This window comes from Paenibacillus sp. ICGEB2008, from assembly GCF_000307675.1.
GTDB classification, from domain to species: domain Bacteria; phylum Bacillota; class Bacilli; order Paenibacillales; family Paenibacillaceae; genus Paenibacillus; species Paenibacillus polymyxa.
Genome location: NZ_AMQU01000020.1, coordinates 58223 through 74319 on the forward strand (window position 1 = coordinate 58223; position 16097 = coordinate 74319).

General features: G+C 48.1%; 15 protein-coding genes, 8 tRNA genes, 1 rRNA gene and 1 pseudogene. 1 reads left to right on the plus strand and 24 read right to left on the minus strand.

Annotation, left to right across the window (positions count from 1 at the left end; genetic code table 11):
- Nucleotides 1-190: 190 nt before the first annotated feature.
- The 9 genes from hisJ to C400_RS0118595 all read right to left on the minus strand — a co-directional run bounded on the left by hisJ (nt 191) and on the right by C400_RS0118595 (nt 7833).
- Entirely contained in the window at nt 191-1015 is an 825-nt protein-coding gene (gene hisJ, locus C400_RS0118555; protein ID WP_017427878.1) for a histidinol-phosphatase HisJ, read from the minus strand.
- A 36-nt stretch (nt 1016-1051) separates the two neighbouring features.
- Entirely contained in the window at nt 1052-1792 is a 741-nt protein-coding gene (hisIE, locus tag C400_RS0118560; protein WP_017427879.1) for a bifunctional phosphoribosyl-AMP cyclohydrolase/phosphoribosyl-ATP diphosphatase HisIE, read from the minus strand.
- Complete coding sequence (gene hisF / locus C400_RS0118565) at nt 1789-2547, minus strand: imidazole glycerol phosphate synthase subunit HisF (protein WP_017427880.1); 759 nt, start codon at nt 2545-2547, stop codon at nt 1789-1791. The genes hisIE and hisF overlap by 4 nt, the downstream gene beginning before the upstream one ends.
- 11 nt (nt 2548-2558) lie before the next feature.
- Nucleotides 2559-3290: a 1-(5-phosphoribosyl)-5-[(5-phosphoribosylamino)methylideneamino]imidazole-4-carboxamide isomerase gene (hisA, locus tag C400_RS0118570; RefSeq protein WP_017427881.1), complete on the minus strand. Its 732-nt coding sequence runs from the start codon at nt 3288-3290 to the stop codon at nt 2559-2561.
- Nucleotides 3291-3386: 96 nt separating this feature from the next.
- Nucleotides 3387-4016 carry an imidazole glycerol phosphate synthase subunit HisH gene (gene hisH, locus C400_RS0118575; protein WP_016820117.1) on the minus strand — a complete coding sequence of 210 codons (630 nt, stop codon included), beginning with the start codon at nt 4014-4016 and terminating at the stop codon, nt 3387-3389.
- A gap of 3 nt (nt 4017-4019) precedes the next feature.
- Complete coding sequence (gene hisB / locus C400_RS0118580; protein ID WP_026065472.1) at nt 4020-4628, minus strand: imidazoleglycerol-phosphate dehydratase HisB; 609 nt, start codon at nt 4626-4628, stop codon at nt 4020-4022.
- Nucleotides 4612-5925 (minus strand): histidinol dehydrogenase, encoded by a 1314-nt coding sequence (gene hisD, locus C400_RS0118585; RefSeq protein ID WP_016820115.1) that lies wholly within the window; start codon nt 5923-5925, stop codon nt 4612-4614. Before hisD ends, hisB begins: the two co-directional genes overlap by 17 nt.
- A gap of 61 nt (nt 5926-5986) precedes the next feature.
- The gene (gene hisG / locus C400_RS0118590) at nt 5987-6631 is read right to left on the minus strand and encodes an ATP phosphoribosyltransferase (protein WP_016820114.1); all 645 of its coding nucleotides are present in this window, start codon (nt 6629-6631) and stop codon (nt 5987-5989) included.
- Nucleotides 6628-7833 (minus strand): ATP phosphoribosyltransferase regulatory subunit, encoded by a 1206-nt coding sequence (locus C400_RS0118595; protein WP_017427883.1) that lies wholly within the window; start codon nt 7831-7833, stop codon nt 6628-6630. The genes hisG and C400_RS0118595 overlap by 4 nt, the downstream gene beginning before the upstream one ends.
- A 460-nt stretch (nt 7834-8293) precedes the next feature.
- Here C400_RS0118595 and C400_RS0118600 point away from each other — a divergent pair, with 460 nt between their 5' ends.
- The gene (locus C400_RS0118600) at nt 8294-8587 is read left to right on the plus strand and encodes a hypothetical protein (protein ID WP_017427884.1); all 294 of its coding nucleotides are present in this window, start codon (nt 8294-8296) and stop codon (nt 8585-8587) included.
- Between the two features lie 256 nt (nt 8588-8843).
- Here C400_RS0118600 and C400_RS0118605 read toward each other — a convergent pair.
- The 15 genes and pseudogenes from C400_RS0118605 to C400_RS0118675 form a co-directional block, all read right to left on the minus strand.
- Nucleotides 8844-9339: pseudogene (locus C400_RS0118605) on the minus strand (acyltransferase).
- The gene (gene ppaX, locus C400_RS0118610; RefSeq protein ID WP_017427885.1) at nt 9336-9989 is read right to left on the minus strand and encodes a pyrophosphatase PpaX; all 654 of its coding nucleotides are present in this window, start codon (nt 9987-9989) and stop codon (nt 9336-9338) included. Before ppaX ends, C400_RS0118605 begins: the two are co-directional and overlap by 4 nt.
- Nucleotides 9986-11041: a prolipoprotein diacylglyceryl transferase gene (gene lgt / locus C400_RS0118615; protein WP_017427886.1), complete on the minus strand. Its 1056-nt coding sequence runs from the start codon at nt 11039-11041 to the stop codon at nt 9986-9988. The genes ppaX and lgt overlap by 4 nt, the downstream gene beginning before the upstream one ends.
- Nucleotides 11042-11084: 43 nt before the next feature.
- Nucleotides 11085-12023 (minus strand): HPr(Ser) kinase/phosphatase, encoded by a 939-nt coding sequence (gene hprK, locus C400_RS0118620; protein ID WP_016820103.1) that lies wholly within the window; start codon nt 12021-12023, stop codon nt 11085-11087.
- A 341-nt stretch (nt 12024-12364) separates the two neighbouring features.
- Nucleotides 12365-13489 (minus strand): ABC transporter ATP-binding protein, encoded by a 1125-nt coding sequence (locus C400_RS0118625; RefSeq protein WP_013368790.1) that lies wholly within the window; start codon nt 13487-13489, stop codon nt 12365-12367.
- A 103-nt stretch (nt 13490-13592) separates the two neighbouring features.
- Nucleotides 13593-14735, minus strand: coding sequence for a PucR family transcriptional regulator (locus tag C400_RS0118630; protein WP_017427887.1), 1143 nt, complete (start codon nt 14733-14735; stop codon nt 13593-13595).
- A 159-nt stretch (nt 14736-14894) separates the two neighbouring features.
- Nucleotides 14895-14967: transfer RNA gene (locus tag C400_RS0118635), tRNA-Lys, on the minus strand.
- 7 nt (nt 14968-14974) lie between these two features.
- A tRNA-Tyr gene (locus C400_RS0118640) sits at nt 14975-15060 on the minus strand.
- 9 nt (nt 15061-15069) lie between these two features.
- Nucleotides 15070-15142: transfer RNA gene (locus C400_RS0118645), tRNA-Phe, on the minus strand.
- Between the two features lie 78 nt (nt 15143-15220).
- A tRNA-Asp gene (locus C400_RS0118650) sits at nt 15221-15297 on the minus strand.
- Between the two features lie 18 nt (nt 15298-15315).
- Nucleotides 15316-15391: transfer RNA gene (locus tag C400_RS0118655), tRNA-Thr, on the minus strand.
- Nucleotides 15392-15395: 4 nt separating this feature from the next.
- Nucleotides 15396-15471, minus strand: a tRNA-Val gene (locus tag C400_RS0118660).
- 10 nt (nt 15472-15481) lie between these two features.
- A tRNA-Met gene (locus tag C400_RS0118665) sits at nt 15482-15558 on the minus strand.
- A 28-nt stretch (nt 15559-15586) separates the two neighbouring features.
- Nucleotides 15587-15678 (minus strand) — tRNA-Ser (locus C400_RS0118670).
- A 129-nt stretch (nt 15679-15807) separates the two neighbouring features.
- A 23S ribosomal RNA gene (locus C400_RS0118675) occupies nt 15808-16097 on the minus strand; the annotation flags it as partial.

The following is a 16097-nucleotide window of genomic DNA, read 5'->3' on the forward strand; positions in this document are numbered from 1 at the left end:
ACCCTTCAGTATACCACAACTTCAAAACGACTTGACAGTCGATCCTACCTCATTCCAAAAAACGGTTCCGTACTCGTACCCCAATAGATACCTATGCAAAAATACGCAAAATAGCCGAGCGCATTTCCCCTGTATGAAAGGCGCGTTCGGCTAGCAACTAGATATAACATTAAGACCCAATAAATAAGTATTATAGTGCTAACGGAACCCGTGAACGTTCACGGTGCTGAAATACAGCTAGCTCGCGATAGCCAACTTCATATAAAAGCGCTCGCGCCTTCTCCAAGTGCTCAGCCAGCTTTGCCGGATCATGGGCATCCGAGCCGATGGTCAACGGGATACCTAGCGTGAAAGCTTCCTCTAGCATGCGTCGGCTCGGAAACATTTCGGCACAGGGTTTGGAAAGCCCTGATGCATTCAGTTCCATTGCCCGACCACTGCGGGCTACGGCTGAGAGTGCGGAGCGCTCCAATTCACGTAGCTCCTCCTTTTCCTCCGGCTTCGGATGATGGCCGAAACGTTTAATGACATCCAAATGACCCATGATGTCATATAAACCCGTAGCGGCCGCCTTGGAAACCGCATCATAATATGTGCGGTATACCTCCAGCACATTTTTGCCTTCCCAATGGTGTACCTGACGGAAGTCGGTGACATCCCACTCACCGAGAAAGTGGACGGAGCCAATCACATAATCCCATGGGTATGCATGGATGATATCTTCAATTTCGCGTTCCCAGCCCTCGATATAGTCGCCTTCCAAGCCAACACGAATATCAATTTGCCCTTTATAGCGCTCCTTCAGATCCAAGCATTCTTCCACGTATCGGGGCAGCTCATCCATAGGCATCGCCATTTCTGGATAATAGTTGGCCGGTTCTACATGCAGCAGCGGCATATGATCGGACAAACCGAGCTGATCCAGCCCCAGTCGAATTCCCCGCTGTACGTACTCCTCCAGACTTCCTATCGCATGCCCGCAGCGGGAATGATGCGTATGATAGTCAATTTTCATGTAGCCCTCCCCCTTTCAAACCCTACAATACTCTTCCTAATCACGACGAGGGCGTTCATGACGGCGATTCAGCTCAGCCAGCACGTCATCGAGTGGAAGCTTGCGCTCCTGCAACAGCACCAGCAGGTGATAAATCAGGTCGCTGACCTCCAGGCGCAGCTCCTCATTATCTTTGTTTTTAGCTGCAATAATCGTCTCGGAGGCTTCTTCGCCAACCTTCTTCAGGATTTTGTCTACGCCTTTATCAAAAAGATAGGTCGTATAGGCTCCTTCAGGACGTGTCTCCTCGCGCTCCTTAATAATTGCCTCCAATTGGGCGAGCACCTCAAAGCGGCCTTCTGAAGCATTGGAAATAGCATTGGTACGAGCTTCCAAAACTTGAGCGCCTGCATTTCCTGCCACAGGTGCTACAGCTGTTCCTGGCACGGAAATATCACGAGAAAAGCAACTCGTTGCGCCTGTATGACAGGCCGGACCGCTCGGAATGACACGCACCAATAGAGCATCGCCGTCACAATCCAGCTGGATGGAAGAGATCTTTTGCGTATTCCCAGAAGTTGCGCCTTTGTGCCATAGCTCCTGTCTGGAACGTGACCAGAACCAGGTCTCTCCTGACTCCAAAGACAATTTCAGCGACTCGCGGTTCATATAGGCCAGCGTCAACACCTGAAGCGTAGCATCATCTTGCACAATCGCCGAGACAAGCCCCGCCTCATTCCAGCGGACATTATCCAATATCTGCTCCAGAGTTAGCTGTTGGTTCAATTCACTGCTCATCGTATCTCCACTCCTCTGCGCTTCAAATCCCGTTTCAGCTCAGGGATTCCGATTTCTTTATAGTGAAAAATCGTTGCTGCTAATCCAGCATCTGCTTTACCTGACGTAAAAACGTCATAGAAATGTTCCTGTTTGCCTGCACCGCCGGAAGCAATCACCGGAATCCCTACGGTATCCGAAACAGCGGAAGTCAGCGGCAGGTCAAAACCATCCTTGGTTCCATCTGCATTCATGCTGGTCAGCAGAATCTCACCGGCTCCCAGTTGCTCTGCTTCCTTAGCCCAGGCCAAGGCTCGAATACCCGATGGCGTGCGGCCTCCGTGCGTGTATACTTCCCATTCGCCCCACGCATCATTGTACTTGGCATCGATGGCAACAACGATACATTGTGAACCAAAGCTGCGCGCACCTTCCGCAATCAGCTGCGGGTTGCGGACAGCTGCCGTATTTACGCCTATTTTATCAGCACCAGCCCGCAAAATGCGTTTCATATCATCGACATGAGATATCCCGCCACCTACGGTGAAAGGAATGGCAATTTCCCCGGCTGTCTGGCGAACTACTTCTTCCATCGTGGCGCGACCTTCAACCGAAGCGGATATATCCAGAAACACGATTTCGTCCGCCCCTTCCCGGTCATACAGCGCAGCCAGCTCCACCGGATCACCTGCATCGCGTAAGTTCACAAAATTAACGCCCTTAACCACCCTGCCATCCTTTACATCCAGGCAGGGAATAATACGTTTAGCCAGCATGCCTACTCCCCCTATGCCTTTGCTACAGCTTGTACGGCAACCTGTAAATCAATGCTCCCTGTATACAATGCTTTACCCACAATAGCTCCGCCTACGCCTTCCTTCGCATAGGTGCTCAGTGTGATTAGATCATCCATCTTGCTGACACCGCCGGATGCAATCACGGTTCGCCCACTGCTTTTGGCAAGCGCTGCGATCGCCTCCACATTCGGGCCTTGCATCATTCCGTCGCGGGAAATGTCTGTGAAAATAAATGTTTCAGCTCCCTTGGAGGCTAGCTCAGCAGCCAATTCATCTGCTCGGACCTCCGAGGTTTCGAGCCACCCACGTGTAGCCACATAGCCATTCCGCGCATCCAGACCGATGGCGATACGATCACCGTAGGTACCCAATACCGCTTCCGTAAAAGCACGATCCTCAATAGCTGCCGTGCCCAAAATCACCCGGCTCACGCCCAGCGACAACAGCCGTTCCACATGCTCGCGCGTACGTAAGCCGCCGCCCACTTGTACAGGTACTTGCACCGCAGAAGCGATCTGCCCAATGAGCGCATCGTTCACTGGTTGACCTGCTTTGGCACCGTCCAAATCAACCAAATGAATGTAGGAGCCACCCAAGCGCTCCCATTCTCGTGCTACTTCCACCGGATTTTCGTTGTATATCGTCTCCTGGTTATAATCACCTTGTACCAGTCGTACACATTTGCCATCGCGAATATCAATCGCCGGGTATATCGTGAACAAAGTTAAGACCCCCTTGTGAGCTATTCAACATCTATATGCCTTTACATCAATCAGCGACCAAAGTTGGCGTACCACCAAATGCAGACTCACGAATCGCTACGCTCGCTTTTTCGCTTCCGCTAGTTCCAAAAACTGACGAAGCAGGCGCATCCCCATTTCTCCGCTTTTCTCTGGATGGAACTGCATGCCATACACATGGCCTCTGCCCACGATAGCCGTTACGGGCCCACCGTAGTCGGTCACCGCCAGCAGATCACTTTCGACCTCCGGCTTCGCATGATAGGAATGCACAAAATACACATGCCCTTCCTCCAAGCCCTGCAACAGCGGGTGCTCCGGCTGAGTCATACGCAGACGATTCCAGCCCATATGCGGCACTTTAACGCCCAGATCAGGAGCAAACCGAACGACCTCGCCTGGTAAAATATTAAGTCCTTCATGACTGCCGTATTCTTCACCACGAGTGAACAATAGCTGCATTCCCAAACAAACACCGAGCAGCGGTTGTCCAGCACTTGCAACCTCCTGAATAACCCGATCCAATCCGCTGGAACGCAGATGCTCCATCGCATCCCCGAAGGCCCCTACACCCGGCAAAATCACACCGCTGGAGGCACGAATCACTTGAGCATCTCCTGTCACTACAGCCTCAAAGCCAAGGCGCTCAACCGCCTTGCTCACACTATGCAGATTCCCTCTGCCGTAATCCACAATGGCAATGGACATGGACTACAGCACTCCCTTCGTTGAAGGCACTCCTGTCACCCGCGGATCAATGGAGGTCGCCTCATCCAAAGCACGCCCCAGCGCTTTGAACACCGCCTCAATCATATGGTGGGTATTTTGCCCGTAGTGAACAATGACGTGCAACGTCATGCGAGCCTCCAACGCAAATTTCCATAGAAATTCATGCACCAGCTCTGTCGAGAAGCTGCCTACCTGCTGAGACGGGTACTCTGCACGATACTCAAAATGAGGTCGATTACTCAGATCAATAACAACCTGCGCGAGCGCCTCATCCATCGGTACAAAGACGCTGGCATAGCGCCTTATGCCTTTTTTATCACCCAATGCTTCCAGCAAGGTTTGCCCCAGACAGATCCCAATGTCCTCGACGGTATGGTGGTCGTCGATATCCACATCCCCTCTGGCCTGTACATTAAGATCAAATTGTCCGTGCTTGGTGAACAAATCTAGCATGTGATTTAAAAAAGGAACATCCGTTTCAATCTCTGCCTGCCCTGTCCCGTCTACTGCAAATGACAGCTGAATGTCTGTTTCATTCGTTTTCCGGCTGACACTGCCTGTACGCCCTGCTTCGTTATTTTCGTTCCCCATCGCCATCCACCGCCTTCTTCTCATTGTCCAATCGAACTTGTATCGCCCGTGCGTGGCCTTCCAGCCCTTCATGCCGGGCAAGCTGCATAATGGTCTCTCCATTGCGCAGCAGTGCTTCCTTGCTGTAATAGATCATACTCGACTTCTTGATAAAATCATCAATGTCCACTGGCGAGGAAAAACGCGCCGTTCCATTCGTCGGGATGATGTGGTTAGGTCCGGCAAAATAATCGCCTACCGGCTCCGAGCTGTACGCTCCCAGAAAAATAGCTCCTGCATTTTCGATCATCCCCATATGTTCCATCGGCTGCTCTGTCATGATCTCCAAATGCTCGGGCGCAAGCCGATTGACAATACGGATGCCCTCTTCCAAATTGTCAACGACAATGATGGCTCCGTATGCCTCTACCGATGCAGCAGCAATATCTCTGCGCGGCAACTCCGCCAATTGGCGCTCTACCTCGGCTGATACTTCTTCGGCCAAGCGTTGCGAAGGCGTAACCAGAATGGCTGAGGCCATTTCGTCATGTTCAGCCTGTGAAAGTAGATCAGCCGCTACATAAGAGGGATTCGCTGTGTTGTCAGCCAATACGACAATTTCACTCGGTCCCGCAATACTGTCGATATCCACTGCACCGTATACCTCACGCTTCGCCAGCGCTACATAAATGTTGCCGGGACCGCAAATTTTATCGACCGGTTCAATACTATGTGTCCCGTATGCAAGAGAGGCAATGGCCTGCGCTCCGCCAACCCTGAATATTTCCGTTACACCAGCCTCTGCCGCAGCTACCAGTGTATAGGGGTCGATCCCTGCCTTGCCGCCTGTCGCTGGGGGTGTCACCATAACGATCTCCGGTACTCCAGCCACCTGAGCGGGAATGACATTCATCAACACCGAGGATGGATAGGCGGCTTTACCGCCTGGAACATACACGCCTACACGTTTCAACGGCCGGATGATTTGACCGAGTAAGCTACCGTCCGGCTGTAAATCCATCCATGAGTTACGCTTTTGCTTGAGGTGAAAAGCGCGAATATGATCTGCCGCTTCTCGAATTGCCTGTATAAATGAAGGCTCTACCTTGTCATAAGCCGACTTCAATTCTTCATCTGTCACACGAAGCTGCTCCGCTGTCAGCGATACACCATCAAACCCTTTCGTATACCGCAGGACAGCCTCATCCCCCTCTTGGCGTACCGATTGAATAATCGTACGCACAGCCTCGTTTTGCTCCGGTGTTCCGTAATCCACCTCTCGTTGGAGGCTGAAATCACGGGCTGCTACGATCTTCATTTGCTCATTCCCCCTACCTGCTGCTTGCTTGCAGAATGTCCTGAACCGTTGCTCCGTTCCTTTAATCCTTCGGTACTACTTCAGTTGGGATCACCTGATGCAATCGATCACACAATGCCTGAATCGGACCATTTTTCATCCGGTAACTGACCCGGTTGGCAATCAAACGACTGGTAATATCCAGTATGCTAATCTGCTCAACCAATCCGTTCTCCCGCAAGGTCTGTCCCGTCTCCACCATATCTACAATGCGATCTGCCAGACCAATTAACGGCGCCAGCTCGATGGAGCCGTTCAGCTTAATGACCTCCACCTGCTGACCTTGCTCCCGAAAATACTGGGAAGCCACATTTGGATATTTGGTAGCGACCCGTTGACGAATACCTGGTTGCCAATCAGGTAAAGCAATTACCGACATCCGGCAACGGGCAATCCCCAGATCCAGCAGCTCATATACATCCTTGTTTTCTTCCAGCAAAACATCCTTACCGACAATGCCGATGTCAGCTGCACCATACTCCACATACGTAGGAACATCGACGGGCTTCGCCATAATAAATTCCATTCCCAGCTCAGGCAATGGGATAACCAACTTGCGGGTTTCGTCCACATCCAGTGGAATTGGAACCCCTGCCTGGCGGAACAACTTGGAAGCCTGTTTGTAAATCCGTCCTTTCGGCATGGCTACCTTCAATGTTTCCGTCATGACAATTCCCCCCTTTGTACGGGCCGTCTTCCTTCAGCTGTATAGCTGTATACCTCTGCGTACAGATCCTGCTGCTCACGACGTCGATCCTCCGGTCCCCCCGTGAGTCCTGTCACCACAGTAAAACCCTCTGCACGTAGCTGTGCTGCGGCGGATAGCGCCTCTTGTCGTTCCTGCTCGTCATAACGGATAAATATCGGACGCTTCGTCTCAATTGAAATACCATCCACACCATCAACGATTCGGTTCGTCTTCAATGCGAATCCCGTTGCCGGTACCGATCGCCCAAACTGCTGAAGCAGATTGTCATAACGACCTCCGTTGCATACCGGAAACCCGATTTCCGCTGCATAGCCCTCAAAAGTCATTCCTGTATAATATGAAAAATCACCGATCATGGTAAGGTCAATTAACACATGCTCAGATACGCCGTATGCCTCCAGCACTTCCCACACCTCGCACAAATGAGCAATGGATTGAATCGTCTGCTGCTCCACACTAAGGCCAGTAGCCTGCTCGCAAATTTCCTTCCCACCACGAAGCCGAAGAATGGCCTCCAGCTTATCCCGATGCGCGGGGGCCAAACCTAAAGCTTCAATCGCCGTTCGGTAGCCCACTACATCACGACTGAGCAACAGTTCTTTTAGTGCTTGCTGTTCAGCCTGGCGACCTGGAATGATCTCTTCAAATAACCCGTTCAGGAATCCCACATGTCCCATGGCAATTTTAAAAGAGTTAACACCCGCTGCCTGCAATGATGCAATGGCCAATGCTACAACCTCTGCATCAGCCTCAGGTGAATCATCCCCTACCAGCTCCACGCCTGTTTGAAAAAACTCCGCCTCTCTTCCTGCCTCTTCCTCAATCGCTCGAAATACATTGGCGTGATAGGACAGGCGAAGCGGTACTTCTTCTTCCTTTAGCAACGAAGACACCACCCGTGCAATCGGAGCAGTCATATCAGAACGAAGTACCAACGTAGTCCCCCGGTTGTTGAGCAATTTAAACAGCTTCCGATCAGAAGTAGAACTAGCCACTCCCACTGTATCGTAGTATTCCATCGTAGGCGTCATAATCTGACGGTAACCCCAACGCTCCATACATGCGAGTACATTCAGTTCAATGGCCCGCAGCTTCGACACTGCACGTGGAAGATAATCTCGAACCCCTACAGGAATCTCAAATCCTTTTGGCTTAGACATCTCTATCACCTCATGATTTCACAATATCTTTATCATGGTAAAGTGCTAACAAACTAAAGTATATTCGATATATTATCATGCCCTACTTATGAACGTCAACCAAACGTAGCAGCCCATTTTTACAGATTAGACAAGTCACTGCCCCTCTCCATATTTTATCCAGTACAAAATGCATGAATCCTAAAAAAAAAAGACTGTCAGCCCTAAGCCAACAGTCCAAGTCAAAATATTTAGCTATTCACACTGTTCACCTTTACCCCGCATGGAAGCTTCAAAGCGTCCAACCCAAAACTTTTTAGATTTTAAAAATCAGATATTTTAACTCATATACTATGTTGCACTTGTAAGGGATATTATTTTCTAACATTAATAATATATCTTTTACAATTATTGTTGTTTTATTGTTTTACAATATCTATAATGAAAGAGTAGTTAAATACTTTATTAGGAGATGACCACTTTGAGAATTAAAAGAACATTGAGCTTGGCCGCACTATCCCTTGCTTTAACTGCCTCTTTCTCTACTGCCGCTGTTTTCGCAGACGCTCCTACTAACGCACCAAAGTCACATGATATCGACATTACTGCTGCCGTCAAACAAGTCACTGTAATTAATTATTATAATGTCGGCGATGGAGTTCCTAAATCTATTTCATATTCCCAAGATGGCTGGAATGGAACTTTAGTTTTGGTTAGCTATGAAAACGCCAATGGTGTAATTGCTGCCAGATACACCGGAAATGTGTATAAATAATAACCCATTCGTGAACACGAGTGGAAGGTTAATCAATTTATTTTTATAACAACGTAAAAACAAAGTTAAATCAGCATTTAAAAAAAAACAAGGACTTGGTCCTTTCGCTTCCAAGTTGGAAGTCGGAAGGGCCTTATTAATTTTCCAAAAGCTTTTTTTAAACATAATCAACATGCATTACCCCACTTATTATACAGAAAAACAGCACAAGAAAGACCCCTTAATTATAAGGGGTCTTTCATAATGTACTATCTTACTACGCATCCACATTAGAGCGTCTTAAATCACGCAACGGATTACCGCCTACAAAAGCACCTGCCGGTACATCTTTATGCACAACCGCTCCGGCCGCTACCACAGCCCCGTCACCGATGGTAACACCCGGCAAAATGGTTGTGTTTGCGCCGATCAGCACACGATCCCCGATCACCACTTTACCGATGCGATACTCCTGTATAAGGTATTCATGAGCCAGTATGGTTGTGTTATATCCAATAACTGAATTGTTCCCGATCGTAATATGCTCCGGAAAAAAAAACGTCCACCATCACCATCAGACCAAAGGCCGCATGTTCCCCTACCTTCATCCCCAGCATTCTACGGTAAATAGCATTTTTCAGAGAAAGCACAGGACAATAACGGGCAATCTGTATGAAAATGAAGTTCTTAATGCCTTTCCAAGGGCTCACCGTCCGATAAATTTGCCACAACGCATTGGGACCTTCTACAGGATAGCGGTTCACCTTTCTCACGATACATTGACACCTTGAAGCTCCAACTTCAGCAAATCCCTCATATCATATAGCATGTAGTCTGGTCCATATCCGCGCAGAGCTTCCTCACCCTTAAGCGACCAAGCCACCCCCGCAGATTTCACACCTGCCGCCTGAGCTGACAAAATATCAAAGGAACTGTCTCCAACCATCAACGTATGTTCCGCTTTAGCATTCAAACCTGCCAAAGCCTTGAGCACTGGCTCCGCATGAGGCTTCGGATGTTCCACATCGTCTACCGTCACAATGTAATCCATAGAGGAAGTCAGATTAAACAGGTTAAGTACACGTATCGTGGATGGTCGTATTTTAGTTGTCACAACCCCCAGCTTAATTCCTCGTGCACGTAGCTCCTGAATAACCTCAATAACATATGGAAATGGCTTCACCATTTGATCATGATGAATTTGATTATAAGCACGGTAGTCTCTAACTAGCCCAGATACATCCGTTAATCCCGTAAAAGTACGGAGTTGATCGTCCAGCGTTCCCCCCATATGAGGAATAATGTGCTCCCGCGTTAGCGGATCCGCATCTGGATGGTTCAAAATGTGTAAAAATGTGCTGATTATCAACTCATTCGTATCCATAATGGTACCGTCTAAATCAAACAAAATCGTATTTATCATAGATGCTCCTTCTTGTCCTCATCCGTGTCTTCCTTAGATAGCTTATCCGCTGTGGCTGTTGGAGAAACCGCATCCTGCCCAGGACGGGATACTTGTTCTGGCGTCATATCAGGTACCTGATCAATCCCCGTCTTGCTGGAGACAATCGGGTCGCTATATCTCGCAACGGCCGAGCCCTTCCGACGACGAACCAAGATAAAAATCACGGCAGCCACAATGATGAAAATAGCAAGCAACTGTGAGATCCGTACATTACCGTAATTCGGGTCCAAGTACCCCGGTTCAAACCCTAGCCATACCATAGGGGACCACAGAGCATTCACAAAGGAAGCCAGCCAGTCCGGTCCCTGAAAGGCCAAGCTGTCCGTCCGCACCCGCTCGATGAAAAAGCGACCAATAGAGTACCAAATGAAGTAAAATGCAAACATTTCACCCGCACGTACAAATTTCATCCGGCGAATCACAAGCAGCAAAATCACGCCTACAATACTCCACAGCGATTCGTACAGGAACGTAGGGTGGTGAAACACCCCGTTAACGTTCATCTGATTCACAATGAAATCCGGTAGATGCAGCTGACTGCGCAAAAAAGTCTCCTCCGTTGGTCCACCGTAAGCCTCTTGATTGACAAAATTACCCCAGCGTCCAATCGCTTGACCGATTAATAGACCCGGCGCACAAATATCAGCGATACGCCAGAAGTTATACCCTTTATAGCGGAAATAAATAACCGCACATATAATGGCACCAATCAAAGCACCATATATCGCGATACCGCCGTTCCAAATTTTAAAGACATCCCATAGATTATCTCGGTAGTCTTCCCATTTGAAGGCTACATAATAAATACGCGCTCCAATAATGGCCGATGGAACACCCAGAAGTAGCATATCCATAAAGAATTCCTGCGGAATACCGAATCTTTTTCCCTCACGGATGGCGAGATATAAACCCACAAGTGCCGCCAGCCCCAAAATAAGCCCATACCAATGGACCTTGATTGCCCCGATTGAAAAAGCAATCGGATTCAGCAGTAATGTTGCCGTTGACATATGTTTCTCTCACTCCTTGTTCTTCCTTGCAACCGAACGAACCTTAATCCATCTCTTCCATATCTTCAGAAATCGTCGCAGTCAGCTTGTTTGTAAATTGCAGAGCTGCATTAACGCCCATTTGTTTCAACCGATAGTTCATCGCCGCTACCTCGATAATAACAGCCAGATTTCGGCCCGGACGTACTGGAATCGTAACGAGTGGAACATCTGTATCAATAATGCGTGTGGTTTCTTCATCGAGACCGAGACGGTCATACTGCTTGTCCTGTTGCCATGCCTCCAGACGGACAACCAATGTAATCCGCTTATTATTACGAACTGCACCAGCACCAAACAGTGTCATCACATTAATAATGCCCACGCCACGAATTTCAAGCAGGTGACGAATTAGTTCAGGTGCTGTTCCATGCAACTGAAAATCGGACGTTTGCCGGATTTCTACCGCATCATCTGCTACCAAGCGATGCCCACGTTTGACAAGTTCCAGTGCTGTTTCACTCTTACCAATTCCACTACTGCCTGTAATAAGCATTCCCACGCCATACACGTCACATAATACGCCATGAATAGTTGCCGTAGGTGCCAGCTTTCTTTCCAGAAAACCTGTGATACGGCTCGATAAAATCGTCGTCGCCATATTAGTTCGCAGTACAGGAATATCTCGCTCTGTACTTGCCTCCACTAGCTCGGCCGGTACTTCCAGGCCACGTGTGATGATAATACATGGAGTCAGCTCTGTACACAAACGCTCCATTCGATCCCGTCGCTCCTCAGGAGGCAGCATACCCAGAAAGGCCAGCTCAGACCTTCCCAAAAGCTGTACCCGCTCCTGTGTATGATATTCAAAATACCCGGCCATCTCCAGGCCTGGGCGATTCAAATCGTCCACAGTGATCAGTCTGCGCAGACCCTTTTCACCGGAAATAACCTCCATTTGGAATTGCTGTACAAGCTCGGATACCTTTACCTGTTTAGCCATTGTATTCTCTCCTCATCTGCAAAAACCGGATTCTATACGCCATTTGATTTATGTAGCATTATTCTATTAACCATACAACCCCACGCAGTCTATCCTGAATGAGTCCACACTTCACTTGATTTAACAATAGGATTCCAGGCTATCCCTATCCCGACAGTTGGAGGCCCCAATCTGGAAATCCTGCCAACGAACCTTGTCTGAATCTAGACCTGCACCATTGTACACCCATCGTATCGGAATTTTCCATTGAATGCAATGCCGAAGCTAGTAGCGGATATGATATACAAAAGAGTCGCAGTTCTCCGCTTGGGAAAACTGCGACTCTCTTCCAGAGGCTGATCTTATTCGCCAACCAGAATGCTCAATTCCGATTCCTTATCAAAAATATGAACTTTGTTCATATCAACAGCCAACTTCGCTTTGACACCATCACGAGTATTGGAACGTCCGTCTACACGGGCAATAATCGTATCGTTTCCAGCACCGCTCAGGTACAACAGCATTTCATGACCGAGATTTTCCGTTACATCCACAGTGGATGTAAAGATCGTGTTCGGAGAAGCCTCCAAGAATACAGGCTCTTCATGAATATCCTCAGGACGAATGCCCAAGATCACTTCTTTGCCAATGTAGCCTTTCGCTTTCAAAATCTGTCCCTTACCTTCAGGTACAAACAGATCCAGACCTGGTGCTGCGAAATGCAATGCACCTTCTTTTTCAACCAGCTTACCTGAGATAAAGTTCATTGTAGGAGAGCCGATAAAACCAGCAACGAACAGATTCACTGGACGGTTGTACAGTTCATCCGGGGATGCAGCTTGTTGAATGATACCATCCTTCATAACTACAATCCGATCACCCATCGTCATGGCTTCAACCTGGTCATGTGTTACATAGATAACGGTCGTTTCCAGACGCTTAGCCAACTTCGTGATTTCCGCACGCATTTGACCACGCAACTTGGCATCCAAGTTGGACAGTGGCTCATCCATCAAGAAGACTTGTGGGTCACGCACAATCGCACGTCCCAAGGCAACACGCTGACGCTGACCGCCTGATAACGCTTTCGGCTTGCGATCCAACAGATGCTCAATATCAAGGATTTTAGCTGCTTCACGTACGCGTTTATCAATTTCTTCCTTTTTAACCTTGCGGAGCTTCAGACCAAAAGCCATGTTTTGGTATACATTCATATGCGGATACAAGGCATAGGATTGGAATACCATCGCGATATCGCGGTCTTTTGGAGCCACATCGTTCACAACACGATCACCAATGTATAATTTACCGTCTGAAATTTCCTCCAGACCAGCAATCATACGAAGTGTAGTAGACTTCCCACAACCGGAAGGACCAACCAATACGAGAAATTCTTTATCTTGAATGTCCAAATTGACATCAACAACCGTAGCTTTTTCTGCACCCGGATATTTCTTGAAAATATGCTCTAAACGTACGCCAGCCATAGCTTTTGCCTCCCCAAGGTCAAGTTTTGAAATCGAATACATTTTCTACTTGTATCTTACCCTAGTACCTAAACCCTGGCTATTCGCAAACTGCACAAAAATGCTATTTCCTTTTTGTCACTTTGTACAATAGCAGATATAGTTTGACCAAAACTGCATCATTAAACGTCCGCACGTCCAATCCGGTCTCCTGTTTAATCTTGTCCAAACGGTAAATCAACGTATTACGGTGAACATACAGACGCTTGGCTGTCTCACTCACATTACAATCCAGTTGAAAAAAGATATCCAATGTAGCCATCGTTTCTGAGTCTTCCAGTATGACAGATGACTTCATTACCTGCTCCAAAAATAGTACACGCTGCTCCTTGGGAATGCGATTTAACAGTCTCTCCAAATGAAGCTCCCATGAAAGGTGGATGTGCTCTGTTACATGAAAAAGCTTGCCAAGATGGATCGTCTCCCATAATAAATTCAGCTCGTGGGGGAAACTTTGCAAAGGGACTGAAGGCTTGGAAATCGCCAAATGGAATACACCGACCCATTCATTCGCGATAAGCTCATATAACCCCAAGCTAAAAGCCGTAAGTACCTCCTCCAGCGGTTCCGCAAAATCTGCCTCTCTAGTCTCAGGATCTTTATCCCGTTCATCGTCGACCCCTAATAAAAGCTCCTTTTTTGCGAGAATCAGCCAAGATTGTTCGTCTAATGGAGTAAGCAGCACATTCCCTCCAAAATAGCTCGCTAACAATCGATGAAGCTGCGTATAGGTGATAGCCCCATCCTGTGTTCCCTCGCCATTCAGTAAAAAAGGCACCATACACGCTGATAACGAATCACGAAGCTCCAATTCAGTGGGAACTTCTTCCTCACTGTTTAGATCGGCAGCCTGCTGTATGAGCCATTGTCCAAAACGATTCATCCGCTCTTCCTCGCTATAGGCTGGGTTGATCGACAAGCGTGGACCATTCTGCCAGACTTGTTCCATGTTCCCCAGTAACGCTTCTATCAGCTTCCGTTCTCGATCCGTCAAATATCTGTCCTCTACCGCAAAAGCAGCCAGTTCACCTGCCGATGCACGAAACGGAAAATATAATTTATTCTCACTAACAAACGATCTATCCGGTATAACTGAATCGGCTGTTTCTCCTTCTGCCATCATTTCTGGGCACCAAGGCACTATGGTAAAAGGCGCTTGAATTATATTCTGAAGCTGTTGCTGAATCCATTCTGTATCCAAAGTCACGCGATCACCACTTCACTTTTTTTAGAATATAGATTAAACACTAAGCGAACATAATGAACTCATTATAACCTGTCGATACCTTAAAATAAAAAGCTATATAAAAACATGACTTATATCAATACAAAAAAAAGCCATCAACTTATAGTTGATGACTTCTGATGAGCCATGAAGGACTCGAACCTTCGACACCCTGATTAAAAGTCAGGTGCTCTACCAACTGAGCTAATGGCTCGTAAAACTGGTGGAGGATGATGGATTCGAACCACCGAACCCGTAAGGGAGCAGATTTACAGTCTGATGCGTTTGGCCACTTCGCTAATCCTCCATATAAAGGTGGCTCGGGACGGAATCGAACCGCCGACACGAGGATTTTCAGTCCTCTGCTCTACCGACTGAGCTACCGAGCCATATCCATTGGCAAAAAAATAAAGTGCGGAGGGATACCCCTTCCCACTTTAGTACGGCGAAAATACTAAGCTGAAAAATGGCGGAACTGACGGGATTCGAACCCGCGATCTCCTGCGTGACAGGCAGGCATGTTAGGCCTCTACACCACAGTTCCCTATATTTTTCAAAAAAATGGTGCCGGCGAGAGGACTTGAACCCCCAACCTACTGATTACAAGTCAGTTGCTCTACCAGTTGAGCTACACCGGCACAATGGTGGAGGCTGAGGGGATCGAACCCCCGACCCTCTGCTTGTAAGGCAGATGCTCTCCCAGCTGAGCTAAGCCTCCTGGGTATGTATGGTAGCGGCGGAGGGGATCGAACCCCCGACCTCACGGGTATGAACCGTACGCTCTAGCCAGCTGAGCTACACCGCCATAACATAATTTACTAGCTTGTCCTAAATGGCGGAGAGAGAGGGATTCGAACCCTCGCACCACTTACGCAGTCTAACCCCTTAGCAGAGGGTCCCCTTATAGCCACTTGGGTATCTCTCCATATGAACGGACTCGCTTAGTGAAATTCTACAAGATATTCAGATTATCAATAAAATGATATTAAATATCAAGCGTAATTCCAAGGTTACACCTTGAAAACTGGATCCGAAACTTCATTGCGTCTTATCTTAGGATAAGCCCTCGACCGATTAGTATTGGTCAGCTCCATGCATTACTGCACTTCCACCCCCAACCTATCTACCTCGTCGTCTTCAAGGGGTCTTACTAATTGGGAAATCTCATCTTGAGGGGGGCTTCACGCTTAGATGCTTTCAGCGCTTATCCCTTCCGTACATAGCTACCCAGCGGTGCTCCTGGCGGAACAACTGGTACACCAGCGGTACGTCCATCCCGGTCCTCTCGTACTAAGGACAGCTCCTCTCAAATTTCCTACGCCCACGACAGATAGGGACCGAACT